Source organism: Kitasatospora sp. NPDC022856, from assembly GCF_055561235.1.
Map to the genome: position 1 here is coordinate 601,188 of NZ_JBVHHE010000001.1, position 23,802 is coordinate 624,989.

The following is a 23,802-nucleotide window of genomic DNA, read 5'->3' on the forward strand; positions in this document are numbered from 1 at the left end:
CAGGCAGATGTACGGCCAGGGTCAGCAGTATCCGCAGGGTCAGCCGCAGCCGTACGGGGCACCGCAGCCCTACGGCGCACCGCAGCCGCAGCCGCCCTACGGCCAGCCGCCGCAGCAGTACGGCTATCCGCAGCAGGGGGCCCCGGCCCCGCAGTACGGCGCGCCCCAGCCCCCGTACGGCGCCCCGCAGCCGCCCTACGGCGCGGCGGCGCCGCAGGCCCCGTACGGCGCGCCCGGCTACCCGGTCGCGCCGCCGCCGAAGAAGAGCAGGGCCGGGCTGGTGGTCGGTCTGGTGATCGGGGCCCTGGTGCTGGGCGGCGGCGGCTTCGGCCTCTACAAGGTCCTCGGCGGGGACACCGGCGGGAAGTACAAGATCACCGCCGCCCAGTCGCTGCCGGACGGCTACACCCAGAAGTCCGCCAAGGAGCAGGCCGCCGACCCGAGCAAGGCCGAGACCTCCAAGCTCGGCACCGACCTGCACGTGCTGGTCGCCAGCTACGCCAAGGGCGCGGACCCGCTGGACACCATCAGCGTGATCGGCGTCTACGGGAACCTCGACGACCCGGACAAGATCATGAAGGACTCCGAGAAGCCCGGTGAGGGCGGCAGCTGGACCACCCCGTTGGCGGAGTTCCCGGCCCAGGACAGCCACAACTCCTCGGCCAAGCTCTCCTGCGGCGTCTACGGCGTGCTCGGCGGCAAGTCGCAGTCCACCGTCTGCATCTGGGCCGACAAGTCGACCACGGCCCGGGTCTCCTTCCTGAAGGCCAGCCTCACCGGCGCCGCCCAGACCGCGCTCACCCCCGCCCAGGCCGCCGAGAAGACCCGGGCGATCCGCTCCGCCATGGTCGTCGCCAAGTAGCCCCGGCGCCGCTCACCCTCACACCTGCCACCCGGCTCCGGGTGGGAGTGCGTCACGTCCGCCGTCCCGTCCCCTCCCGTTCCCAGAAAGGGCCATCGTGACCGATCAGACCCCGTACGGAGCCCCGCCGCCGCCCGCCGGACAGCCCCAGGGCGGCGCTCCCGTGCCGCCCCAGCCCGGCTACGGCGCGACGCCCCCGCCGCCCCCGGCCGACCAGGCCTGGGGCGCCGTCCCGCCGCAGGGCACGCCGCCCGGCTTCCCGCCGGCGGAGGGCCAGCCCGGCTACCCGGGCTACGGCGCGTACGCCCCGGTTCCGCCGCGCAAGTCCCGCAAGACGCTCTGGATCCTGCTCGGCGTGTTCGTCGGCGTGCTGGCGCTGATCGGCGGCGGTCTCGCCTACTTCGTCTTCGACGTGACGTCCAACGCGGGCACCCAGAAGATCGTCCTGCCGGCCACCTTCAAGGACCTCACGAAGGACACCGACAACGAGATCGCGGACGCGATGGAGAAGGAGATCACCTCCGAGTTCGGCAAGGGCGACGGCGCCTGGAACCCGACCGGCGTCAGCGCCGTCTACCAGGACTCCTCGGAGGAGCCCCAGCTCATCGTGGTCGGCGGCTACGGCAAGGTGCTGCTCCCGAAGCAGGAGCTGGACGCCATGTTCAAGGGCTTCTCGTCCGGCGGCCCCGCCGTCACCGACCGGCACGCGGTCGACGCCGGCTCCAAGGGCGGCACCATGGAGTGCGCCAAGGCCACCCAGTCCGGCACCGACCTGGGCATCTGCGCCTGGGCCGACAACAGCACCCTGGTGCTGCTGATGCAGGCGCCCGAGGACGGCAAGGCGCCGGACCTGGAGAAGCTCGCGGCCGACGCCCGCGACCTGCGCGCGGTCGCCGAGGTGGCGAAGTAACCTCCTCCGCCCGCGGCGCGGAACGCGAGGGCCCCCGGAGACCGACCGACGGTCTCCGGGGGCCCTTTCACGCGGAAGGTCAGGCGCTCTTGTCGCGCCGCTCCCGCTTGATCATGTCACGCGGGACGAGCGTGGGGATGGCGTGCTTGGAGACGACGTCCCCGGTGACCACCACGCGGGCGACGTCCTGACGCGAGGGCACCTCGTACATCACGGACATCAGCACCTCCTCCATGATGGCCCGCAGGCCGCGCGCGCCGGTGCCGCGCAGGATCGCCTGGTCGGCGATCGCCTCCAGCGCGTCGCGGGAGAACTCCAGCTCGACGCCGTCCAGTTCGAAGAGCTTGCGGTACTGCTTGACCAGCGCGTTCTTCGGCTCGGTGAGGATCTGCAGCAGCGCCTCGCGGTCGAGGTTGTGCACGCTGGTGATCACCGGAAGGCGGCCGATGAACTCCGGGATCATGCCGAACTTGACCAGGTCCTCCGGCATCACCTGACGGAAGTGGTCGCTGGCGTCCTGCTCCCGCTTGGAGCGGATGTTCGCGCCGAAGCCGATGCCCTTGGCGCCCGCGCGGCCCTCGATGATCCGCTCCAGGCCGGCGAACGCGCCACCCACGATGAACAGCACGTTGGTGGTGTCGATCTGGATGAACTCCTGGTGCGGGTGCTTGCGCCCGCCCTGCGGCGGCACCGAGGCGGTGGTGCCCTCCAGGATCTTCAGCAGGGCCTGCTGCACGCCCTCGCCGGAGACGTCCCGGGTGATCGACGGGTTCTCGCTCTTGCGGGCGACCTTGTCGATCTCGTCGATGTAGATGATCCCGGTCTCGGCCTTCTTGACGTCGTAGTCGGCCGCCTGGATCAGCTTCAGCAGGATGTTCTCGACGTCCTCGCCGACGTACCCGGCCTCGGTCAGCGCGGTGGCGTCGGCGATCGCGAACGGCACGTTCAGCATCCGGGCGAGCGTCTGCGCGAGCAGCGTCTTGCCGGAGCCGGTCGGGCCGAGCAGCAGGATGTTGGACTTCGCCAGCTCGATGGCGTCCTCACGGCCGTTGCCGCCGCTGCGGCCGGCCTCGCCCGCCTGCACGCGCTTGTAGTGGTTGTACACCGCCACCGACAGCGCCTTCTTGGCGAGGTCCTGGCCGACCACGTACTGGTCCAGGAACTCGTAGATCTCGCGCGGCTTCGGGAGCTCCTCGAAACGCACCTCGGAGGTCTCGGCGAGCTCCTCCTCGATGATCTCGTTGCACAGGTCGATGCACTCGTCGCAGATGTACACGCCTGGGCCGGCGATCAGCTTCTTCACCTGCTTCTGCGACTTGCCGCAGAACGAGCACTTGAGCAGGTCGCCACCGTCTCCGATGCGTGCCACGAGGTGCTTCCCCTTCGCCAGGGGCCCCGCGGGGGTTCCGGGGCCTGGTGCTGTGGACCGTACACGCCGACGGCGCCCGGTCTCGCTATCCGACGGTACTCTGCCGGGCCCCTGATTCCGTCCTCTTCGCCAGGTCTGCCCTACGCCCTGGGCGAATTGATACCGAACAGATGCCGGCGGCCGCGCCGCCGATGCGCCGGGGGCGGGGCGCGCGACTCCTTGCGCGCCCCGCCCGGGAGCTTCGCCCCGCCCCCACGGGGCAGGGCGGGAGAGTGCCGGCCTCAGGAGGTCAGCGAGGCCTTGCGGGTGGAGATGACGAGGTCGACCAGACCGTACTCGACGGCCTCCTCGGCCGTGAGGATCTTGTCGCGCTCGATGTCGTCGCGGACCTGCTCCACCGACTTGTTGGAGTGCTTGGAGAGCATCTCCTCCAGCTGCTCGCGCATCCGGAAGATCTCGCGGGCCTGGATCTCCAGGTCCGAGACCTGGCCGCGGCCGGTCTCGGTGTACGGCTGGTGGATCAGGATGCGGGCGTTCGGCAGCGCCATCCGCTTGCCGGGGGTGCCGGCCGCGAGCAGCACGGCGGCGGCGGAGGCGGCCTGGCCCATGCAGACGGTGGTGATGTCCGGCTTCACGTACTGCATGGTGTCGTAGATGGCCGTCAGCGCCGTGAACGAGCCACCGGGCGAGTTGATGTACATCTGGATCTCGCGGTCCGGGTCCATCGACTCCAGGCAGAGCAGCTGAGCCATGATGTCGTTCGCGGAGACGTCGTCGACCTGCGAGCCGAGGAAGATGATGCGCTCCTCGAACAGCTTGGCGTACGGGTCGTACTCACGGATGCCCTGCGAGGTGCGCTCGACGAAGCGCGGGACGATGTAGCGGCCCTCGGCGCGCATGTCCTCGACGCGTGCCTTGGCGCTGGACAGGCTGGGGATGTTCATGGGGGTTCTAGTCCTCCGGAGCGTTGTGGCTGTGGTCTCGTGGGAGCCGGGCCGAGGCTCAGGCGCCCGTGCCGCCGCCGCCGGGGACGTCCGCGGCGCTGTGCATGATCGCGTCGATCAGGCCGTACTCCAGGGCCTCCTCGGGCGTGAACCAGCGGTCGCGGTCGGAGTCCGCGGTGATCTGCTCGAAGGACTGGCCGCTGTGGAAGGCGATCAGCTCGGACATCCGCTTCTTGGTGCGGAGCAGCTGCTCCGCCTGGATGCGGATGTCCGTGGCCGAGCCGCCGAGACCGGCGGACGGCTGGTGCATCAGGATGTTGGCGTTCGGCAGCGAGAAGCGCTTGCCCTTGGCGCCGGCGGTCAGCAGGAACTGGCCCATCGAGGCGGCCATGCCCATCGCGATGGTGACGACGTCGTTCTTGATGTACTGCATGGTGTCGTAGATCGCCATGCCGGCCGAGATCGAGCCGCCCGGGGAGTTGATGTAGAGGAAGATGTCCTTGTCCGGGTCCGCGGCCAGCAGGAGCAGCTGGGCGGTGATCTTGTTGGCGATGTCGTCGTCGACCTGCTGGCCGAGGAAGATGATCCGCTCGTTGAGCAGCCGGTTGTAGACCTGGTCGCCCAGGCCGCCGAGCACGTCACCAGAGGCGGCGTGCGGCGCCATCGGGCCAGGCATCTGCATCTGCGGGAACGTCACTTAGCCACCTGCTCAGTCGATTTGGAGGGCCGTGCCACGGCCCTCACGGTGTCGCACAGCTTCCGGGTATCACGGTGTGATTGTTGCTGTCCAAGGACCCTAACGCGCAGGCCGGGCCGCAGAATCCCTCACGCCGAACTGTTCGCTGTGAGCGCAGGGTTCACGGCGCGGCCGGGGCGTCCGGCCGCCGCGCCCGGCGGGGAACGCGGTCGGCCGGGGAACGCGACGGGCCCGGACGCCGCGTACGGCGTCCGGGCCCGCTACTGCGTCAGTCGGACCGGGGCGGTCAGGCCTCGGTCTTCTCCTCGGCGTCGGCCTCGGCTGCCGGCGCCTCGGCGGCGACGGTCTCGGCCGACTCGTCGGTCTCGTCGTCGTCGAAGTTGATCTCGTTGCCCTCGGTGTCGACGACCTTGGCGGCCTCGACCACGGTGGCCAGCGCCTTGCCGCGGGCGACCTCGCCGACCAGCAGCGGCACCTGGCCACCCTGGACGACCTGCTGCGCGAACTGGTCCGGGGTCAGGCCCGAGCCGGCGGCACGGCGGATGAGGTGCTCGGTGAGCTCCTGCTGGTCGACGCCCAGCTCCTCGTCGGCGACGATCTGGTCCAGGACGAACTGGGTCTTGATGCCCTTCTTCGCCTGCTCCTCGGTCTCCGCGAGGAACTCCTCCTCGGTCTTGCCCTGGGTCTCCAGGTAGGTCGCGAGGTTGAGGCCCATCGGCTCCAGCTGGTGGTGCTCCAGGTTGTGCTTGCGGGTCTCGATCTCGTCCTTGAGGAGCTTCTCCGGGAACTCGATCTCGACCAGCGCCAGCAGCGCGTCGAGCACCTTCTCCTGGGCCTGGGTGGCCTGGTCGTACTCCTTCATGCGCTCCAGGCGCTTGCGGGAGTCGCCGCGCAGCTCCTCCAGCGAGTCGAACTCGCTGGCCAGCTGGGCGAACTCGTCGTCCAGCTCGGGGAGCTCCTTCTCCTGGACGGCGGTGACGGTGACGGTGACCTCGGAGGTCTTGCCCGCCTGGGTGCCGCCCTTGAGCTCGGTGGAGAAGGTGGCGGTGCCACCGGCCTCCAGGCCGACGACGGCGTCGTCGATGCCGTCGATCAGACGGCCGGAGCCGATCTCGTAGCTGACGGCCTTGGCGATGCCGTCCTCCGGCACCTCGCCGTCGACCTTGGCCTCCAGGTCGACGACCACGATGTCGCCGGCGGCCGCGGCGCGCTCGACGTCCTTGACCGAGGAGAAGCGCTCGCGCAGCTGCTCCAGCGACTTGTCGACGTCCTCGTCGGTGACCACGATCGGGTCGACGGTGACCTCGATGGTCGAGAAGTCCGGAAGGGTGATCTCGGGACGAATGTCGACCTCGGCGGTGAACTTCAGGTCACCGCCGTCGGCGATCGTCTCGACACCCTCGATGTTGGTGATGTCGGGCTGGCCGAGGACCTCGATCTTGCCCTCGTCGACGGCCTGCGTGTAGAAGCGCGGGAGGGCGTCGTTGACGGCCTCCTCCAGCACGGCGCCACGACCGAAACGCTGGTCGATGACACGGTTCGGGATCTTGCCCTTGCGGAAGCCCGGGACCGAGACCTGCTGGTTGATCTTCTTGTACGCCGCGTCGAGGCTGGGCTTGAGCTCCTCGAAGGGCACCTCGACGGTGAGTCGAACCCGGGTCGGGTTCAGAGTCTCGACGGCGCTCTTCACGGTTTGGTCTCCTATGGGCTTGCGGTCAGGTTGCCTCCGCCCTCCCCATCGACGCCGGCCTGGGCCGGTGCGGGCGGGTCGGGCGAGACGGGCGATGGGCGGTTGGAGCTGCATCTCCCGTGGGGGGTGGACGGTGAGCGTGACTCCTCGCCCTCGTGCGGTTGACCTGGGTTGACGCCACAGGGACTACCGCCAGCGCCCCATCCTACCGGTACCACGAAAGGCGGACGCCAGGACGTCGCCGCCGGGGGTCGCTCAGCCCTTCCCGACGGGCTCCGCGACGGATTCGGCCGCCCCCTCGCCGGTACCCCCGGCCGGTACCGCGCGCATGGTGGCGGCGGCGTCGGAATCCCGTACCAGCAAGGAGATCGCGGCCGCCGCCAGCGCCAGGCCGGCGGCGGTGAGGAAGGCCGCCCGGTAGGCGGCGAGGTTCGCCACGGGCGTACCCGAGGCGTTCACGGTGACGGCCCCCACGGCCGTCAGCACGGTGCCGAGCACCGCGACCCCGAGCGCGGAGCCCAGCTGGCGCTGCGCGTTGTAGAGGGTGGAGGCGGCCCCGGTGTCGCGGGCGCCGATCGTGGCGAAGGCGGCGGTCTGCGAGGGCATGAAGACGTGCGACATCGCGTACCCGGTGACGAACATCAGGACGCGGACCGCCCAGAGGTTGCTGTCCGGCCCGATCGTGGCCATCAGGGCCAGGCAGCAGGCCACCACGGCGGAGCCGGTGGCCAGGATCCGGCGCGGGCCGATCCTCGGGTACAGGCGGCTCGCGATCTGGGAAGCGAGCATCACCCCGAGCGCCTCGGGGAAGACCATCAGACCGCTGTGCAGGGCGTCCATGCCGAGCGCGTCCTGCATCAGCAGCGGGAAGAGGTAGAGCATGCCGAGGAAGGCGGCGCCGGAGAAGAGCGAGAGCAGGTTGGTGGTGCGGAAGATGCGGTCCCGGAAGAGCCGCAGGTCGAGCATCGGCTCGGGCAGGCGCAGCTCGACCACGACCAGGGCCGCCAGCGCGCAGCCGCCGACGAGCGCGGAGGCCACGATCCGCGCGCTCCCCCAGCCCTGCGACGCGCCCTCGGAGAGCGCGTACATCGCGGCGCCGAAGCCGACGGCGGAGAGCAGGAAGCCGGCCGCGTCGAAGCGCCCGGCCCGCTCGACGCGGTAGTCCGGCAGCGCGAGCAGCCCGAAGACCAGGGCGGCGAGGCCGACCGGCACGTTGACGATGAAGACCCAGTGCCAGGACCAGCCGTCCACCAGCCAGCCGCCGAGCACCGGCCCGGCGGCCGGCGCGACGGCGGTGGGCAGCATCAGGATGCGGGTCGCCCGCATCCGCTCCTCCTGCGGGAAGGCCCGGAAGAGCATGGTCATTCCGACCGGGGTGAGCAGGCCGCCGGCCGCGCCCTGGAGGATCCGGTAGAGGGTGAGCGAGGTCATCGAGCCGGCCGCGCCGCAGAGCAGCGAGGCGACGGTGAACAGGGCGAGCGAGGCGAGGAAGACCCGCCGGGTGCCGAAGCGGTCCCCCAGCCAGCCGGAGAGCGGGACGAAGACGGCCAGGCTGACCAGGTAGCCGACGTTGATCACGCCGACCCCGGCCGGATCGGTGCCGAACTCCCGGCCGATCGCCGGCAGGGCGACGTTGACGATCGTGGTGTCCATGATCGACATGAAGAGCGAGGCGACGAAGACGACTCCGACCGCGATCTTGGGGTTCATCCTCATCGGGCTCATCCGGGCTCCAGCATTTGGTGAAAGGTCAACCATTCACCATGCCGGACCGGGCCGAAAAGGACAACAGGCCCGATCTTCCGCGCCCACGGGCCGGCGACCGGACCCCTCGGGACCCCCGGAGACGCCAACAGGGCCCCGCCGAGGACGAGACCCTGCCGCACTGTCGGGGTGACCGGATTCGAACCGACGGCCTTCCGCTCCCAAAGCGGACGCGCTACCAAACTGCGCCACACCCCGTGGTGCCGAGAGGAAGCGTACACGCCGGGCCCCGCCCGGTCGGCGACATATCCGGGGCCCCGGAACGAATGTGGTGTGCGCTCGGGCGACCGGACCAGGTACGCTGTTCCCGACCTTCCGTCCGGCGACGGCCGGAGGATCGCGCGGGTGTAGCTCAATGGTAGAGCCCTAGTCTTCCAAACTAGTCACGCGAGTTCGATTCTCGTCACCCGCTCCGACCGCCCGGCCCCGGAACGACGTCACCGTCGTTCCGGGGCCGTCGCGTTTCCCGGCCTCCCGTCAGCACCCGGCGCCGCCCGGCGGTCCGTCAGAGGCCGAGCCGTCCGGCGCGGGCCGCCGCCCGGTCGAGCAGCTGGTGGACGTCGGCCTGCCGGGTGGTGGGCCGGTCGTTGTACTCGTCCGGGGAGGCCGCGGGCCGGCCGGTGGCGTGCAGCACCTCCATCAGCTGCGTCCGGGCGGTGCGGACGGTGTCCGGGGTCCCGTAGCCGTGGGCGAGGACGGCGGCCTGGGCGCCGAGCAGGCAGACCCGGCCGGCGCCGTCCCACATCGCGCCCTGCAGCCAGCCGGCCGCGCCGATGTAGCGGGAGGCCAGCCGCAGGTGCTCGGCGGCGCTCACCGGCACCGGACGGGGCGGCCGGCGCAGCGCGCGGTCCAGCAGCGTGGCCCGGGGCGAGGGGTGGCCGACGTGCCACGGCTGCACGGTCGAGCCGAGCGGGCAGACGTACGGCGGCCGGAGGTAGGGCGCCGGAGTGCGCGCCGGAGCGGGCAGCGTGGCGAGGTACGCCTCGATCTCGGCGACCAGGCTGGTGCCGTCCGGGGTGAGCAGCGGCGGAGCGGGCGTCAGGTCGGTGCGGGGCATGCGGTTCTCCAGGCGGTGGCCTACGGTTGCCGCTACCCAAAATGGTGCATAAGGGACATTTCTGCGACCGGAGAGCCGGGCTCACGCCGACGGGCGGCGGTCCGCTTCGGTTTCCCGGCAGGGCTCCGGGCCGATAGCCTCGGCGGCGTTCGAAAGTAGTTCGAGAGCAGTTCGAGAACGCTGCGAACCCGAGGGTGGAGGAGTGTCCGGTGCGTCCCCAGGACCGACTGGCCGTCATACAGCGCTCTGTGGTCCGGGAAATGGCACGCTTCGGGCAGGAATTCACCGTCGACGGCGAGGTGGTGCGCGGTCCGGGCACCACCGCGGTGGCCGTCCGGGAGCACCCCGGCATCGACGGCGCCGGCCACGTCGACCTGGGCTTCGTGCTGCGGCTGGGCCGGGCGGACGCGCCGGTGGTCTGGGACTGCTCGGCCGGCCTCGGCAAGACCGAGGAGGAGAAGCTCGACAACGCGGTGCGGATGTGGGCGACCACCACCGCGGCGGCGCTGGTCGAACTGCGGGAACGCCGCGGCGAGTACGCCGACCACGCCGATCACGCGGAACTGCCCGGCTGGCACGCCGTACAGGGGCCGGCGGCGGTGTTCGGCTTCGGCAACGAACGGCTGGCCGGCTGGCTGGCGGAGCACCGGGTGCTGCCCGCCCTGGCGCCCGCGCTACTGCCGGACCTGGCCGGGCGGCAGTTGAACGGGGTGAAGCTCTTCCTCGGCGGCAAGTCGGGGGACGACGTCGCCGAGGTCCGGGTCAACGGCGAGGTGTCGGAGGCCGCGTCGGCGGCGCTGCGCGCGCTGGACTGGCCGCGCGGCGAACGGCTCTGCTGGGCACGGCTGTTCGTGCTGCTGACGGCCCCGGACACGGCGGTGGTGACGACCGCGCCGACGGGCGTGGCGGCGCCCGTCACGGTTCGGCCGCGGGCCCTGGCGGCGGCCCGGGCCCGCGGGCTGTTCGCCCGCTGGCGGCAGGCCAGACGGGCCGACCGGTGACCCGGACGGCCGGCCTCCCCCCTACTGAACCCGCTCTCGGGGCCCCGACCGGGGCCGGGGGTCAGCTGGCGATGTTGGAGATGCTCTTGGCGATCTGGCTCAGGAAGTCCTGGATCGGCTTGGCGGCCGTGCTCTGGTTGAGCATGAAGCCGAACAGGGCGGCCAGGATCGCGTGCCCGACCTTCAGTTGCTTGTTGCGGATGAAGATGAAGCAGATGACGCCGAACAGGACCAGTGCGGAGACGGAGAGTGCCACCCGGACTCACTTCCTCGTTTCATAGCGGGGCGCCATCGGCTGACCCCTGCGAAGCCGGACCCCGGCCTGTCCGACGGTCCCGAGGCGGAACGGCAGTTCGTCCGACGTGTCGCGGCCGGAAGGAGGGTCCGGTACGGCCGGACGGTGTCCGTCGTGCCGCATGTGGCGCCCCCATCCCCCGAATCCTGACCAGTCCCGCCCGGACTCAGTGTGGTCGACCGTGCCGATTGCGTAAAGGTCTGACTGTCAGCCGAACGCCGATATCCTGCGATGCGAGACGAGTTTCCGCCGACCGAGACGATAGCGGAGCCGTTCTGACGAATCGTCGGTGGGGCGCCGCTGAGCGGCCGGGAAACGGTCGGCGGGCCGGACCGGAACGAGCTGGTCCGCTCCGGTGACGGCGGGTCGGAAATGGCCGAAGATCAGCTCCCAGGCTTGACAGCAGCTGCCCGCGGCATGTGCCCGGGAACCGCCCGCCCGCCCGTCAGGGGGAACCGGCCCGGTCAGGGCCTCCCCGGGCCGGGCCGGCGGGGACGCGCGCGGTCAGTCGCGCCAGAGCAGCAGGACGGCGCGGTCGTCGTTGATGTCCCGGGCGACCGTCTCGATCAGCCGGGCGGCGGCGCCCGCGCCGGCGCCGGGACCGCCGCCGGGGACCAGCCGGTCGGCCTCGCCCATCAGCCGGTCCATCCCGTCCGAGAGGTCCCGGCCGGGCGCCTCGACCATGCCGTCGGTGCAGAGCATCAGGACGTCGCCGCGGTTGAGCCGGCCCCGCACGCCCTCGAACTTGGCACCGTCGTAGATGCCGAGCAGCGGACCCTCGGTGGTCTCCTTGATCTCCCAGCGCCCGGCGCCCGCGAGCCGCTGCATCCCGGGCAGGTGGCCCGCCGAGAGGAGCTCGTACTCCCCCGTGTCCAGGTCGAGGACCAGGTGGACGGCGGTGGCGAAGCCCTCCTCCCAGGACTGGCGGAGCAGGTAGCCGTTGGCGGCGGGCAGGAAGTCGTGCGCGGGCAGCGAGCCGACCAGGCCGCCGAAGGCGCCGGAGAGCAGCAGGGCCCGCGAACCGGCGTCCATGCCCTTGCCCGAGACGTCCGCCAGGACCACCTCCAGCACCCGCTGGGCGGGGCCGGTCCGGGCGGCGACCACGAAGTCCCCGGAGAAGGACTGCCCGCCGGCCGGGCGCAGCGCCATGTCGGCGTGCCAGCCGTCCGGCAGCTCCGGGACGCGGCTCTGCACCCGCAGCCGCTCGCGCAGGTCGAAGAGCATCGTGGAACCGCCCCACCAGGGGACGCCGACCCGGCTGCGGAACTGGGCCAGCAGCAGGCCGCCGACCCCGGCCGCGCCGACCACCAGGGCGGCGCCGGGGGTGACTCCGTAGGTGTAGGCGTCCGGATCGGCGCTGGCGACCCGCTGGCCGGTGTGGATCACGGACTCGGCGGAGAGGCCGAGCGCGGCCAGCGCGTAGAGCACCACCAGGCTGCCGGGGCGCAGCAGCAGGGCGGCGGCCAGGATCGGCAGGACCAGAGAGGTGGGCGGGACCCAGGCGGGGATCCAGATGTTGAGCAGGATCAGCAGCGGGACGAGCAGGGCCAGCACGCAGAGCACCGGCCAGTCGGCGGCGCCGCCGCGGAAGTAGTCGACACCGGCGGTGCGCAGCCTTCGGCGGACCCGGCGGAGCTTCTTGCGCAACCGGGCCGTCACGGGGTCGGGCGCCGTGGCGGCGCCGGGCCTCGTCGCAGTCGTCTGGGGCGTTTCGCCCGGCGGTCTGCCAGCCATGGGGACCGACCATATCCACCGGTACGGGTCGGCGTCGACGGCCCGGGCGCGGGCGGCGCCGCCGTGGCGCCGGCGCGTCAGTGGGTTTCGGCCGATCGCGGCGGGCGTCGGCCGCTGCGTCAGGAGGCGTACGCCGGTTGGGCGTACGAACCGTGCGGGCCGCACCCGCGCGCCGGGCGCGGCGCCGTCGGCGCGCCGGACGGGCGGGGCGGGCGCTGTGGCCGATCACACAGGACGGCGCGCGGGCCCGCAGACGCGCCGGCCGGCCGCGCTGGGGAGCGCGGCCGGCCGGTGGAGGTGGTCGACGGGGTGGATCAGCCCTGCGGGTGGTGGGCCGGGATCGGCGGGAGCTCGCCGGTGACCTCGTACTCGCTCAGCATCGTGATCCGGCGGGTGTGCCGGGCGTCGCCGCTGTACGGGGTGTTGAGGAAGACCTCGACGAAGCGGGTCGCCTCCTCCTGGGTGTGCATCCGGCCGCCGACGGAGATCACGTTGGCGTTGTTGTGCTCGCGGCCGAGCGAGGCGGTCTGCTCGCTCCAGGCCAGCGCCGCGCGGACGCCCTTGACCTTGTTGGCGGCGATCGCCTCGCCGTTGCCCGAACCGCCGATCACGACGCCCAGCGCCTCCGGGTCCGCCGCGGTGCGCTCGGCGGCGCGCAGGCAGAACGGGGGGTAGTCGTCGGCCGCGTCGTAGATGTGCGGCCCGCAGTCGACCGGCTCGTGGCCGGCCTCCTTGAGCCACTCCACGAGGTGGTTCTTCAGTTCGTATCCGGCATGGTCCGAGCCCAGGTACACGCGCATGCCATGAGTGTGGCACGTGCGTGCACCCGGGCCGCGCAGGGGGCGGCCGAGCGGGCCCGCGGGGCGCCCGGCCCGGGAGCGGACCGGGAGCGGACCGGTCAGCGCCTGCCGAGCAGCTTCCAGGCGAGCGGCAGGACGCCGGCCGCGAGGACGGCCTTCAGCGCGTCGCCGACCAGGTACGGGTAGAGGCCGAGCTCGGCGGCGCGGGACAGCGGGACACCCAGCGAGAAGGCGAGGTACGGCACGCCGACGGCGTAGATGGCGAGGGTGCCGAGCGCCATCGTGGCGGCGGTGTTCAGCGGGGTGCGGTCGGCGCCCCGGCGGGCCAGCGCGCCGGTGAGGGCGGCGGCCAGGACGAAGCCGATCATGTAGCCGAGGGTGGGGATCGACCAGCCGGAGGCGCCCTCGGCGAACCAGGGCAGGCCCGCCATGCCGGCCAGCAGGTAGAGGCCGAGCGAGGCGATCCCGCGGCGGGCGCCGAGCGCGGTGCCGACCAGCAGCGCGGCGAAGGTCTGGCCGGTGACCGGCACCGGGGAGCCGTGGACGGTCACCGAGAACTGGGCGGCCAGACCGGTGAGGGCCGCGCCGCCGGTCACCAGGACGAGGTCGCGGGCCTGGGCGCCGAACCGGCCGGACGCGGCGGGCAGCAGGTCGGCGAGGACGCCGCGGCTCAGTATCGACGTGGTGGCAGTCGGGGTGGTGGCAGTGGCCATCGGGGTTTCCTCCGCACGGGGACGGTCGGCGATCGGACGATCAGGTGAGTGAACACCTGTGAACCTACGTGGTGATCGCCGCCGGCACCGTCAGGGAACCGGACAAAGCCCCGACGGCCGTGATTGTCGGGTCCGTCCCCGTCGCGGCCACGGACCGTGAGCGATCCGGCCGAATACCGTCACGATCCGGTCCGTATCGTGAGCCCGGGCGCGTCATTCTTGGCATGGACAGCGGTGCCCCCGGATATTGGGCAATTCGCACCGCATTCCGAACAGTCTGGATTCCCACCTCATGGCCCGTACCTCCGCGCCCACGGCGCCCGGGACGACCTCCACCGCCGAAGCACCGGCCGGCGGGCAGCAGCTCTCGCACGGTCTGAAGCAGCGCCACCTCTCGATGATCGCGCTCGGCGGGGTCATCGGCGCCGGCCTCTTCGTCGGCTCCGGGGCGGGCATCGCGGCGGCCGGACCCGCCATCATCCTGGCGTTCACCCTCTCCGGCCTGCTGGTCATGCTGATCATGCGGATGCTCGGCGAGATGTCGGCGGCCCGCCCGGCCTCCGGCTCGTTCTCGGTGCACGCCGAGAAGGAGATCGGCCCGTGGGCCGGGATCACCGCCGGCTGGATGTACTGGGTGATGCTCTGCTGCGGCGTCGCGGCCGAGGCCACCGCCGCCGGCAAGATCGTCAACGGCTGGGTCCCCGGCGTCTCCGCCTGGGTCTGGGTCGGCCTCTTCATGGTCTTCTTCTGCGCCAGCAACCTCACCGCGGTGAAGAACTTCGGCGAGTTCGAGTTCTGGTTCGCCACCATCAAGGTCGCCGCGATCGTCGCCTTCCTGGTGATCGGCACGCTGGGCGTCACCGGGGTGCTCGGCCCCGGCGCTCCCGGCGCCACCAACCTCACCGGCCAGGGCGGCTTCCTGCCCACCGGCGTCAGCGGCCTGATCGTCGGCCTGCTCGCCTCGGTCTTCGCCTACGGAGGCCTGGAGACCGTCACCATCGCCGCCGCCGAGTCCGACGACCCCAAGCGCAACGTCGCCAACGCGGTGCGCACGGCGGTCTGGCGCATCGCGATCTTCTACATCGGCTCGATGGCCCTGGTCGTCACGCTGGTCTCCTGGAAGGACCCGTCGGTCGTCGAGAACGGCCCCTACGTGACCGTCCTGCAGCACTTGGGCGTGCCCGGCGCCGGCACCATCATGGAGGCCGTGGTGCTGATCGCCCTGCTCTCCGCGATGAACGCCAACATCTACGGCTCCTCCCGGATGGCGTACTCGCTGGTCTCCCGCGGCCAGGGCCCGAAGGCGCTGGCCAGGGTCAGCGGCGGGGTGCCGCGACTGGCCGTGGTCGCCTCCTGCCTGTTCGGCTTCGGCGCCGTGCTGGCCTCCAAGTTCTGGCCCGACACCGTCTTCACCTGGCTGATGAACACCACCGGCGTCGCCATCCTGGTGGTCTGGTTCTTCATCTGCGTCGTCCAGCTGCGGATGCGCCGCCGGCTGGAACGCGAGACGCCCGAGCTGCTCACCGTCCGGATGTGGGGCTTCCCGTACCTGACCTGGGTGGCGATGGCCGCCGTGGTCGGCATCCTGGCGCTGATGACCACCACCGAGGGCAACCGGCAGCAGCTGTACGCGGCCGGCGTGCTCGTCGCGCTGCTGATCGGAGCCGGCCTGCTCAAGCAGCGCCGGGACGCCGCAGCGGCCCGCTAGGGCTTGCCCGACAGGTCCCGCCGCGCGCGCGAGGGCCCGGTACCGCTCCTCGGCGGTACCGGGCCCTCGCGCGTGGCGCCCGCCGGTGCGGGCGGGCCGTCCGCTACTCGAAGGACGGACCCGCGGTACGGGTGCGCTTGATCTCGTAGAAGCCCGGGGTCGACGCGACCAGCAGGGTGCCGTCCCAGAGCCGGGCGGCGGCCTCGCCGCGCGGGGCCGGGGTGACCACCGGGCCGAAGAAGGCCACCCGCTCGCCGTCCGCGCCCTCGACCGCGATCACCGGGGTGCCGACGTCCTCGCCGACCAGGGTGATGCCCTCCTTGTGCGAGGCGCGCAGGGCCTCGTCGTACGCGTCCGTGTCGGCGGCGTCCGCCAGCCCGGCCGGCAGGCCCGCCGCGACCAGCGCCGCCTCGACGGTCTCGCGGGTCCGGGGCAGGCCCTGGTTGTGGAAGCGCGTGCCCAGCTCGGTGTAGAGCCGGCCGAGCACCTCGTCGCCGTGCTGCTGGGCGGCGGCGATGCAGACCCGGACCGGACCCCAGGCGCTGTCCAGCAGCTCGCGGTAGTCCTGCGGGAGGTCACGGTGCTCGTTCAGCACGGACAGGCTCATCACGTGCCAGTTCACGTCCACCGGGCGCAGCTGCTGGACCTCGATCAGCCAGCGGGACGTCATCCAGGCCCACGGGCAGGCCGGGTCGAACCAGAAGTCGGCGGTCTTGCGCTCAGCGGCAGTCGTCACGGCTGTCGTCCTTCGGTGAGATGCGGGGCGGTCCCCGGCACGGGGCCCACCCGATCCCGAACGCCCGCGCGGCGCCGCTGATTCCGTACCGGCGCCCCGGTTTGTGCAATGGTACCGGCGCGGGCGGCGTGAAAGGATGCCCCGCAGCACCACGACGCGCAGCACCCACCGCACCAGTTGAGACCGCACCACCGTGCGAGCCGGACAAAGGAGTACCGCCGTGCCGGGCAAGAACCTGAGCCGCGACGAAGCCCAGCAGCGGGCCAGCATCCTGGCCGTGGACAGCTACCAGGTCCGGCTGGACGTGACCTCGGCCCCCGACCCGGCGGCCGCCACCTTCCGCTCCACCACCACGATCGCCTTCCGGTGCGACGAGCCGGGCGCCTCGACCTTCCTCGACCTGCTGGCGAGCGCCGTCCGCGCGGTCACCCTGAACGGCCGCGCGCTCGACCCGGCCACCGCCTTCGACGGCGCCCGGGTGCACGTCGACGGCCTCGCCGCGGAGAACCTCCTGGTGGTGGACGCCGACTGCGCGTACAGCCGCACCGGCGAGGGCCTGCACCGCTTCACCGACCCGGTGGACGGCGAGACCTACCTCTACACCCACTACGAGCCGGCCGACGCCCGCCGGGTGTTCGCCACCTTCGAGCAGCCCGACCTGAAGGCCCCGTTCTCCTTCACCGTCACCGCGCCCGCCGCCTGGGACGTCCGGTCCAACGCCGTGCACGAGCAGGTGACCGACGACGGCGCCGCCCGCACCTGGCGGTTCGCGCCGACGCAGCCGATCTCCACCTACCTCACCGCCGTCGTCGCCGGCCCGTACCACGTGGCCACCGACCACTACAGCCGCACGCTGGCCGACGGCACCGCCCTGGAGATCCCGCTCGCCGCGCTGTGCCGCAAGTCGCTCGCGCCCTACTTCGACTCCGACGAGATCCTCGGCGTCACCAAGCTCGGACTCGACTTCTTCCACGAGGAGTTCGACTACCCGTACCCCTTCGGCAAGTACGACCAGTCCTTCGTCCCCGAGTACAACATCGGCGCGATGGAGAACCCGGGCTGCGTCACCTTCCGCGAGGAGTTCATCTTCCGCTCGAAGGTCACCGACGCCGCCTACGAGGGCCGGGCCAACGTCATCCTGCACGAGATGGCGCACATGTGGTTCGGCGACCTGGTCACCATGCGCTGGTGGGACGACCTGTGGCTGAAGGAGTCCTTCGCCGACTTCATGGGCTCCTACGCGCTGATCGGCGCCCGCACCCGGTACTCCTCCGCCTGGATCACCTTCGCCAACCAGCGCAAGGCCTGGGCCTACCGCCAGGACCAGTTCCCGACCACGCACCCGATCACCGCGGACATCCGGGACCTGGAGGACGCCAAGCTCAACTTCGACGGCATCACCTACGCCAAGGGTGCCTCGGTGCTCAAGCAGCTGGTGGCGTACGTCGGTTCGGAGGCCTTCTTCGAGGGCGCCCGCCGCTACTTCAAGCGGCACGCCTTCGGCAACACCGAACTCGCCGACCTGCTGGACATCCTGGAGGAGACCAGCGGCCGCGACCTCAAGTCCTGGGCCGCCGCCTGGCTGCAGACCGCCGGCGTCAACTCGCTGACCCCGCAGGTCACCGTGGACGCGGAGGGCCGGATCACCGAGCTCGCCGTCCTCCAGGACGCCGGCAACGGCAGCACCCTGCGCCCGCACCGGATCGCCGTCGGCCTCTACGACCGGGACGCCGAGGGCGCGCTGGTGCGCACCGACCGGATCGAGCTGGACGTCACCGGCGCCCGCACCGTCGTCACCGAGGCCGCCGGCCGGCCCCGGCCCGCCCTGGTGCTGCTGAACGACGACGACCTGACCTACTGCAAGATCCGCTTCGACGCCGAGTCGCTGGAGACGCTGCGCACCGGCCTCGGCGACCTCGACGACGACCTGGCCCGGGCGCTCGCCTGGTCCGCCGTGTGGAACCTGACCCGGGACGGCCTGATGCCGGCCCGCGACTACATCGCCCTGGTGCTGCGCTTCGCCGGGCGGGAGGCCAACATCGGCGTGCTGCAGTCGCTGCACCTCCAGGCCAAGGGCGCCGTCGACCTCTACGCCGACCCGGCCTGGCGCGGCGAGGGCGGCCGGCTGCTGGCCGACGGCGCGCTGCGCGAGCTGCGCGCCGCGGCCCCCGGCAGCGACCACCAGCTGGCCTGGGCGCGCTTCCTGGCGCAGACCGCGAACGGCTCCGAGCACCTGGGCCTGGTCCGCGGCCTGCTGGCCGGCACCGCCCGGATCGACGGGCTGGACGTCGACCAGGAGCTGCGCTGGGCGCTCTGGCTGGCGCTGGCCGCGGCCGGCCAGGCCTCGGACGAGGAGCTGGCCGGGGAGCTGACGGCCGACAACACCGCGAGCGGCAAGCGCCAGTACACCCAGTGCCTGGCCGCCCGGCCGACCCCGGAGGCCAAGGCCGCCGCCTGGTCCGCCGTGATCGACTCGGAGGAGCTGCCCAACGCGCTCGTCGAGGCCAACATCGCCGGCTTCGCGCTGCCCGCGCACCGCGACCTGACCGCGCTCTACGCGGCGCCGTACTTCAAGCTGCTGGAGCGGATCTGGTCGGAGCGGACCATCGAGATCGCGATGCGGATCGTCGGCGGCTTCTTCCCGCACGCCCAGGTCGGCGAGGAGACGCTGGCCGAGGCGGACGCCTGGCTGGCCGGCCACCCGGAGGCGGCGCCGGCGCTGCGCCGGCTGGTGCTGGAGCGCCGGGACGACCTGGCCCGGGCCCTGCGGGCGCGGGCCTGCGACGGCGTCTGAGGCACGGCGGTCCGTCCCCCGGGAGCCCCCGCCGCGCGCACGCGCGGCAGGGGCTCCCGCGTCGGGGGGCCGGTGTACCGGGGGTTCCGCGTCGGGGGTTCCGCGTCGGAGGCCGGCGTGCAGGGGCTCCGCGTCGGGAGCGGTCAGCCGCGCTGGAGGCCGCGGTCCAGGGCGGCGAGCGCGCTGCCGTCGGCGTCGTCGCCGTCCAGCGACCAGACCATCACCCCGGCCAGGTCGTTCCACCGGGTGTAGCGGGCCTTCTGGGTGAGCACCTCGGCGTTGTCGTAGCTGTAGAAGTTGGTGCCGTCGTACTTCCAGGACGCGCCGTGGTCACGGTCGGTGTAGACCTTGCCGGGCAGCCGGGAGACCTCGTTGTAGGTGAAGTCGGCGGTGGCCGCGGTGGCCGGCTGGTACAGGCCGCCCTGCTTTCCGGCCGCCACCCCGGTCCAGCCGTGGGCGTAGAACGGCACGCCGAGCACGGTCTGGGAGCCCGGCAGGCCGTGCTGGGTGTAGTAGTCGACCGCCTTGTCCGCACTGCGCTGCAGCGGCGACGGGTCCTTGGGGTCGGAGTACAGGTTCGCGTGGTGGGCGGCCGGGCCGGTGCCCTCCCACGGACCGTGCAGGTCGTAGGTCATCAGGTTGAGCCAGTCCATCGAGCGCGAGAGCGCCGGCAGGTCCAGCCGGGCGGCGACGGTCTCGTTGGCGGCCACCGCCGCGGTCAGCAGGTAGTGCGGCCCCCTGCGGCCGCTGAGCTGGTCCAGCTGGCGACGGAACTCCTGCACCAGCAGGGTGAAGTTGCGGCCGTCCTCGGGGCGCACCACGTTGCCGGCGTCACCGCCGCCGCCCGGGTACTCCCAGTCGAGGTCGATGCCGTCGAAGACGCCGGCCGCGACGCCCTTGCCGCCCTCGGCGGTGCCGAGCTGGGGCAGGTTGCCCTTGATGTACAGGTCGACGCAGGAGGAGACGAACTTCCGGCGGGACTCCTCGGTGGCGGCGGCGTCCGAGAAGTACTTGGACCAGCTCCACCCGCCGAGTGAGATCACCGTCTTGAGCCGCGGGTTCTCGGCCTTGAGCTTGCGCAGCTGGTTGAAGTGGCCCTTGAGCTTCTGGCCCGGGCGGTCGGCGACGCCGTCCACCGAGTCGGCGGCGGAGAACGGGCGCTGGTAGTCGTTCAGGGCGTCGCCCTGGCCGGCCTCGTTGGACTCGAAGCAGGTGCCCTCGGCGGAGACGTTGCCGAAGGCGTAGTTGATGACGGTGAGCTTCTCGGCCTGACCGGACTCCTGCACCCGCTTCGCGGAGCTGTCGGCGCCCCACTGGGTGAAGTAGCCGACCCGCTGCCCCTTCAGCTTCGGGCCGTGGTCACGGTCGTGGGCCTGGGCCGTGGGGGCCGCGAGGGCGGCGGCCACCGTGGCCGCGGCGATGAGGGCGGCGGTGCGACTGATCATGCGCATGGGAGAAGACCTGCGGCTTTCTCTGATTCAGCGTCAAATGGTCTGGACCAAGCTGAAACAGAGGTTTAGTCCATTCGGGCCGGACATACAAGAGGCCGGACCGCGTTGACGCGATCCGGCCTCTTGACTGCCTCTTTACCGGCGGAGCCGTTCTTCCTCGCTCAGCCCCGCCGCCCGTGCGGTGCTCAGCCGATCAGGCTGCGCAGCACGTACTGCAGGATGCCGCCGTTGCGGTAGTAGTCCGCCTCGCCGGGGGTGTCGATGCGCACGACCGCGTCGAACTCCTTGCTGCTCCCGTCCGCGCCGACGGCCTTGACCTTGACGGTGGCCGGGGTGCGGCCCTCGTTGAGCTCGGTCACGCCGGTGAAGGAGAAGGTCTCCTCGCCGGTCAGACCGAGGGACTCGGCGTTCTGGCCCTCCGGGAACTGCAGCGGCAGGACACCCATGCCGATCAGGTTGGAGCGGTGGATGCGCTCGTAGGACTCGGCGATGACGGCCTTCACGCCCAGCAGCGCGGTGCCCTTGGCGGCCCAGTCACGGGACGAGCCCGAGCCGTACTCCTTGCCGGCCAGGACGACCAGCGGGATGCCGGCGGCCTGGTAGTTCTGCGAGGCGTCGTAGATGAACGACACCGGCGCGTCGGCCTGCGTGAAGTCGCGGGTGTAGCCGCCCTCGGTGCCCGGCGCGGTCTGGTTGCGCAGGCGGATGTTGGCGAAGGTGCCGCGGATCATCACCTCGTGGTTGCCGCGGCGCGAGCCGTACGAGTTGAAGTCGCGCTTCTCCACACCGTTGGCGGTCAGGTACTGCGCCGCCGGGGTGCCCGGCTTGATGTTGCCGGCCGGGGAGATGTGGTCGGTGGTGACCGAGTCGCCCAGCTTGGCCAGGACGCGGGCGCCGGCGATGTCGGTCACCGGGCTCGGGGTCTTGGCCATGCCCTCGAAGTACGGGGGCTTGCGGACGTAGGTGGACTCGGCGTCCCACTCGAAGGTGTTGCCGGTCGGGACCGGGAGCGACTGCCAGCGGTGGTCACCGGCGAAGACGTCCTGGTAGCCCTTGTCGAACATGGCCTCGTCGATGGAGCCGGCGACGGTGTCGGCGACCTCCCGCTCCGACGGCCAGATGTCGGCGAGGAAGACGTCGTTGCCGTCGGCGTCCTGGCCCAGCGCGTCGCGGGTGATGTCGACGTTCATGTTGCCCGCGAGGGCGTAGGCGACCACCAGCGGCGGGGAGGCCAGGTAGTTCATCTTGACGTCGGGGTTGATCCGGCCCTCGAAGTTGCGGTTGCCGGAGAGCACCGAGACGACGGCCAGGTCGGACTCGTTGACCGCGGCCGAGACCTCCTCGGGCAGCGGGCCCGAGTTGCCGATGCAGGTGACGCAGCCGTAGCCGACCAGGTTGAAGCCCAGCTTCTCCATGTACGGGAGCAGGCCGGCCTTCTCGTAGTAGTCCATGACGACCTTGGACCCGGGGGCCAGGGTGGTCTTGACCCACGGCTTGACCGTCAGGCCACGCTCCACGGCCTTCTTCGCCAGCAGGGCGGCGCCCAGCATGACGGAGGGGTTGGAGGTGTTGGTGCAGGAGGTGATCGAGGCGATCACGACCGCGCCGTTGTCGATCTCGTAGGTCGAACCGTCGGGGGCGGTCACCGCGGTCGGCTTCGAGGCCTCGGCCGAGTAGGTCGGCAGCGCCTCGGCGAACTTGTCGGCGGCCTCGGCCAGGATCACGCGGTCCTGCGGGCGCTTCGGGCCGGAGATCGACGGGACGACGGTGGAGACGTCCAGCTCCAGGTACTCGGAGTAGACCGGCTCGACCGACGGGTCGTGCCAGAGGCCCTGCTCCTTGGCGTACGCCTCGACCAGGGCGAGCTGCTGCTCGCTGCGGCCGGTGAGCTTGAGGTAGTTGATGGTCTCGGCGTCGATCGGGAAGATCGCGCAGGTCGAGCCGAACTCCGGCGACATGTTGCCGATGGTGGCGCGGTTAGCCAGCGGGATCGCGGTGACGCCCTCGCCGTAGAACTCGACGAACTTGCCGACCACACCGTGCTTGCGCAGCATCTCGGTGATGGTGAGCACCAGGTCGGTGGCGGTGGTGCCGGCCGGCAGCTGGCCGTTGAGCTTGAAGCCGACCACGCGCGGGATCAGCATGGAGACCGGCTGGCCGAGCATCGCGGCCTCGGCCTCGATGCCGCCGACGCCCCAGCCCAGCACGCCCAGGCCGTTGACCATGGTGGTGTGCGAGTCGGTGCCGACGCAGGTGTCGGGGTAGGCCTGGCCGCCCCGGACCATGACGGTGCGGGCCAGGTGCTCGATGTTCACCTGGTGGACGATGCCGGTGCCGGGCGGGACGACCTTGAACTCGTCGAACGCGGTCTGGCCCCAGCGCAGGAACTGGTAGCGCTCCTTGTTGCGGCCGTACTCGATCTCGACGTTCTGGACGAAGGCGTCCGGGGTGCCGAACTTGTCGGCGATGACGGAGTGGTCGATGACCAGCTCGGCCGGGGCCAGCGGGTTGATCTTGGCCGGGTCGCCGCCCAGCTCCTTGACGGCCTCACGCATGGTGGCGAGGTCGACCACGCACGGCACGCCGGTGAAGTCCTGCATGATCACTCGGGCCGGAGTGAACTGGATCTCCTGGCTCGGCTGGGCGTCGGCGTCCCAGTTGCCGAGCGCGCGGATGTGGTCGGCGGTGATGTTCGCGCCGTCCTCCGTGCGGAGCAGGTTCTCCAGCAGCACCTTGAGGCTGTAGGGCAGCCGCTCGGAACCCTCGACGGCGGAGAGCTTGAAGATCTCGTACGACTCGTCGCCCACCTGCAGCGAGCTGCGGGCGTCGAAGCTGTTCGCGGACACGACTGACTCCTTCTAGGTGCTTCGTGCGGTATCCGGCCGCCACGGTGGTAAGGTCAGCCTTACTTAGGCTGACCTGCCCGCACCGCCGGTGAGCGCCTCTCGGCAAGTATCTTGATGTCGAGATATAGAGTAATGGGCAGTTATCTCGATGTCGAGATAAACCATAGTGCATGGCGGCGCGTCCGCCACGTCGGCACCACCTCCACGCTGCCCGCGCCCGGCACATCTCTCCCGAACCCCTCGTGACGGGGCCCCCAAGGCCGGGTGTCCAGCGGTGTTCGCGGGGCGGGGACCGGGGCTCAGGCGAGGCGGCGGCGCGGGGACCGGGGTGGGGACCGGGCACAGTCGGGGCGGCCGAGCCGGTGCGGCCGAGCCGGTGCGGGCGGCCCGGGGAGACCGGGCGCGTGCCGGGGGTGTCCGTTCGGTGGCGA

18 protein-coding genes and 2 tRNA genes are annotated in these 23,802 nt (G+C 71.6%); 6 read left to right on the forward strand and 14 right to left on the reverse strand.

Annotated features, from left to right (window positions below; translation table 11 throughout):
- The first annotated feature begins 7 nt into the window (after nt 1-7).
- Both ACZ34W_RS02690 and ACZ34W_RS02695 read left to right on the forward strand, forming a co-directional pair.
- Nucleotides 8-862: a hypothetical protein gene (locus ACZ34W_RS02690; RefSeq protein ID WP_359811631.1), complete on the forward strand. Its 855-nt coding sequence runs from the start codon at nt 8-10 to the stop codon at nt 860-862.
- Nucleotides 863-959: 97 nt separating this feature from the next.
- On the forward strand, nt 960-1,772 hold the full coding sequence (locus tag ACZ34W_RS02695; RefSeq protein WP_329487639.1) for a hypothetical protein: 813 nt from the start codon (nt 960-962) through the stop codon (nt 1,770-1,772).
- 79 nt (nt 1,773-1,851) lie between these two features.
- Here ACZ34W_RS02695 and clpX read toward each other — a convergent pair whose 3' ends face one another.
- The 6 genes from clpX to ACZ34W_RS02725 all read right to left on the reverse strand — a co-directional run bounded on the left by clpX (nt 1,852) and on the right by ACZ34W_RS02725 (nt 8,434).
- The gene (gene clpX, locus ACZ34W_RS02700; RefSeq protein ID WP_030397392.1) at nt 1,852-3,141 is read right to left on the reverse strand and encodes an ATP-dependent Clp protease ATP-binding subunit ClpX; all 1,290 of its coding nucleotides are present in this window, start codon (nt 3,139-3,141) and stop codon (nt 1,852-1,854) included.
- Nucleotides 3,142-3,422: 281 nt separating this feature from the next.
- The gene (locus ACZ34W_RS02705; RefSeq protein ID WP_327676905.1) at nt 3,423-4,085 is read right to left on the reverse strand and encodes an ATP-dependent Clp protease proteolytic subunit; all 663 of its coding nucleotides are present in this window, start codon (nt 4,083-4,085) and stop codon (nt 3,423-3,425) included.
- 58 nt (nt 4,086-4,143) lie between these two features.
- The gene (locus ACZ34W_RS02710; protein WP_305067940.1) at nt 4,144-4,761 is read right to left on the reverse strand and encodes an ATP-dependent Clp protease proteolytic subunit; all 618 of its coding nucleotides are present in this window, start codon (nt 4,759-4,761) and stop codon (nt 4,144-4,146) included.
- 307 nt (nt 4,762-5,068) lie between these two features.
- A complete protein-coding gene (gene tig / locus ACZ34W_RS02715) occupies nt 5,069-6,472 on the reverse strand; it encodes a trigger factor (RefSeq protein ID WP_329487641.1) in 1,404 nt (467 codons plus the stop codon).
- Between the two features lie 255 nt (nt 6,473-6,727).
- Complete coding sequence (locus ACZ34W_RS02720) at nt 6,728-8,197, reverse strand: DHA2 family efflux MFS transporter permease subunit (protein WP_465601035.1); 1,470 nt, start codon at nt 8,195-8,197, stop codon at nt 6,728-6,730.
- A 163-nt stretch (nt 8,198-8,360) separates the two neighbouring features.
- Nucleotides 8,361-8,434 (reverse strand) — tRNA-Pro (locus tag ACZ34W_RS02725).
- 143 nt (nt 8,435-8,577) lie between these two features.
- Between ACZ34W_RS02725 and ACZ34W_RS02730 the strand changes: the two genes are divergently transcribed.
- Nucleotides 8,578-8,648, forward strand: a tRNA-Gly gene (locus ACZ34W_RS02730).
- A gap of 93 nt (nt 8,649-8,741) precedes the next feature.
- Here ACZ34W_RS02730 and ACZ34W_RS02735 read toward each other — a convergent pair.
- Nucleotides 8,742-9,293 (reverse strand): DUF6197 family protein, encoded by a 552-nt coding sequence (locus ACZ34W_RS02735; RefSeq protein ID WP_465601038.1) that lies wholly within the window; start codon nt 9,291-9,293, stop codon nt 8,742-8,744.
- Between the two features lie 260 nt (nt 9,294-9,553).
- Here ACZ34W_RS02735 and ACZ34W_RS02740 point away from each other — a divergent pair, with 260 nt between their 5' ends.
- Nucleotides 9,554-10,294: a DUF6348 family protein gene (locus ACZ34W_RS02740; RefSeq protein ID WP_359811622.1), complete on the forward strand. Its 741-nt coding sequence runs from the start codon at nt 9,554-9,556 to the stop codon at nt 10,292-10,294.
- Between the two features lie 61 nt (nt 10,295-10,355).
- Here the strand turns inward: ACZ34W_RS02740 and ACZ34W_RS02745 are convergent, their stop codons facing one another.
- From ACZ34W_RS02745 to ACZ34W_RS02760, 4 genes are all read right to left on the reverse strand, one after another.
- Nucleotides 10,356-10,550 carry a hypothetical protein gene (locus tag ACZ34W_RS02745; RefSeq protein ID WP_329487645.1) on the reverse strand — a complete coding sequence of 65 codons (195 nt, stop codon included), beginning with the start codon at nt 10,548-10,550 and terminating at the stop codon, nt 10,356-10,358.
- Between the two features lie 543 nt (nt 10,551-11,093).
- Entirely contained in the window at nt 11,094-12,323 is a 1,230-nt protein-coding gene (locus ACZ34W_RS02750; protein WP_352289197.1) for a PP2C family protein-serine/threonine phosphatase, read from the reverse strand.
- Between the two features lie 314 nt (nt 12,324-12,637).
- Entirely contained in the window at nt 12,638-13,123 is a 486-nt protein-coding gene (locus ACZ34W_RS02755; RefSeq protein ID WP_329487647.1) for a ribose-5-phosphate isomerase, read from the reverse strand.
- Nucleotides 13,124-13,221: 98 nt separating this feature from the next.
- The gene (locus ACZ34W_RS02760; RefSeq protein ID WP_329487648.1) at nt 13,222-13,836 is read right to left on the reverse strand and encodes a biotin transporter BioY; all 615 of its coding nucleotides are present in this window, start codon (nt 13,834-13,836) and stop codon (nt 13,222-13,224) included.
- A 292-nt stretch (nt 13,837-14,128) separates the two neighbouring features.
- On the opposite strand from ACZ34W_RS02760, the gene ACZ34W_RS02765 reads away from it, so the two are divergent.
- Nucleotides 14,129-15,544 carry an amino acid permease gene (locus ACZ34W_RS02765; protein ID WP_352289200.1) on the forward strand — a complete coding sequence of 472 codons (1,416 nt, stop codon included), beginning with the start codon at nt 14,129-14,131 and terminating at the stop codon, nt 15,542-15,544.
- Nucleotides 15,545-15,647: 103 nt separating this feature from the next.
- Here ACZ34W_RS02765 and ACZ34W_RS02770 read toward each other — a convergent pair whose 3' ends face one another.
- Nucleotides 15,648-16,280 carry a mycothiol-dependent nitroreductase Rv2466c family protein gene (locus ACZ34W_RS02770; RefSeq protein ID WP_380393711.1) on the reverse strand — a complete coding sequence of 211 codons (633 nt, stop codon included), beginning with the start codon at nt 16,278-16,280 and terminating at the stop codon, nt 15,648-15,650.
- 220 nt (nt 16,281-16,500) lie between these two features.
- Between ACZ34W_RS02770 and pepN the strand changes: the two genes are divergently transcribed.
- Nucleotides 16,501-19,074, forward strand: coding sequence for an aminopeptidase N (gene pepN, locus ACZ34W_RS02775; protein ID WP_465601046.1), 2,574 nt, complete (start codon nt 16,501-16,503; stop codon nt 19,072-19,074).
- Nucleotides 19,075-19,217: 143 nt separating this feature from the next.
- Here pepN and ACZ34W_RS02780 read toward each other — a convergent pair whose 3' ends face one another.
- Nucleotides 19,218-20,525 carry a glycoside hydrolase family 18 protein gene (locus ACZ34W_RS02780; RefSeq protein ID WP_465601049.1) on the reverse strand — a complete coding sequence of 436 codons (1,308 nt, stop codon included), beginning with the start codon at nt 20,523-20,525 and terminating at the stop codon, nt 19,218-19,220.
- Between the two features lie 185 nt (nt 20,526-20,710).
- A complete protein-coding gene (acnA, locus tag ACZ34W_RS02785) occupies nt 20,711-23,371 on the reverse strand; it encodes an aconitate hydratase AcnA (RefSeq protein WP_465601052.1) in 2,661 nt (886 codons plus the stop codon).
- Nucleotides 23,372-23,802: the final 431 nt, after the last annotated feature.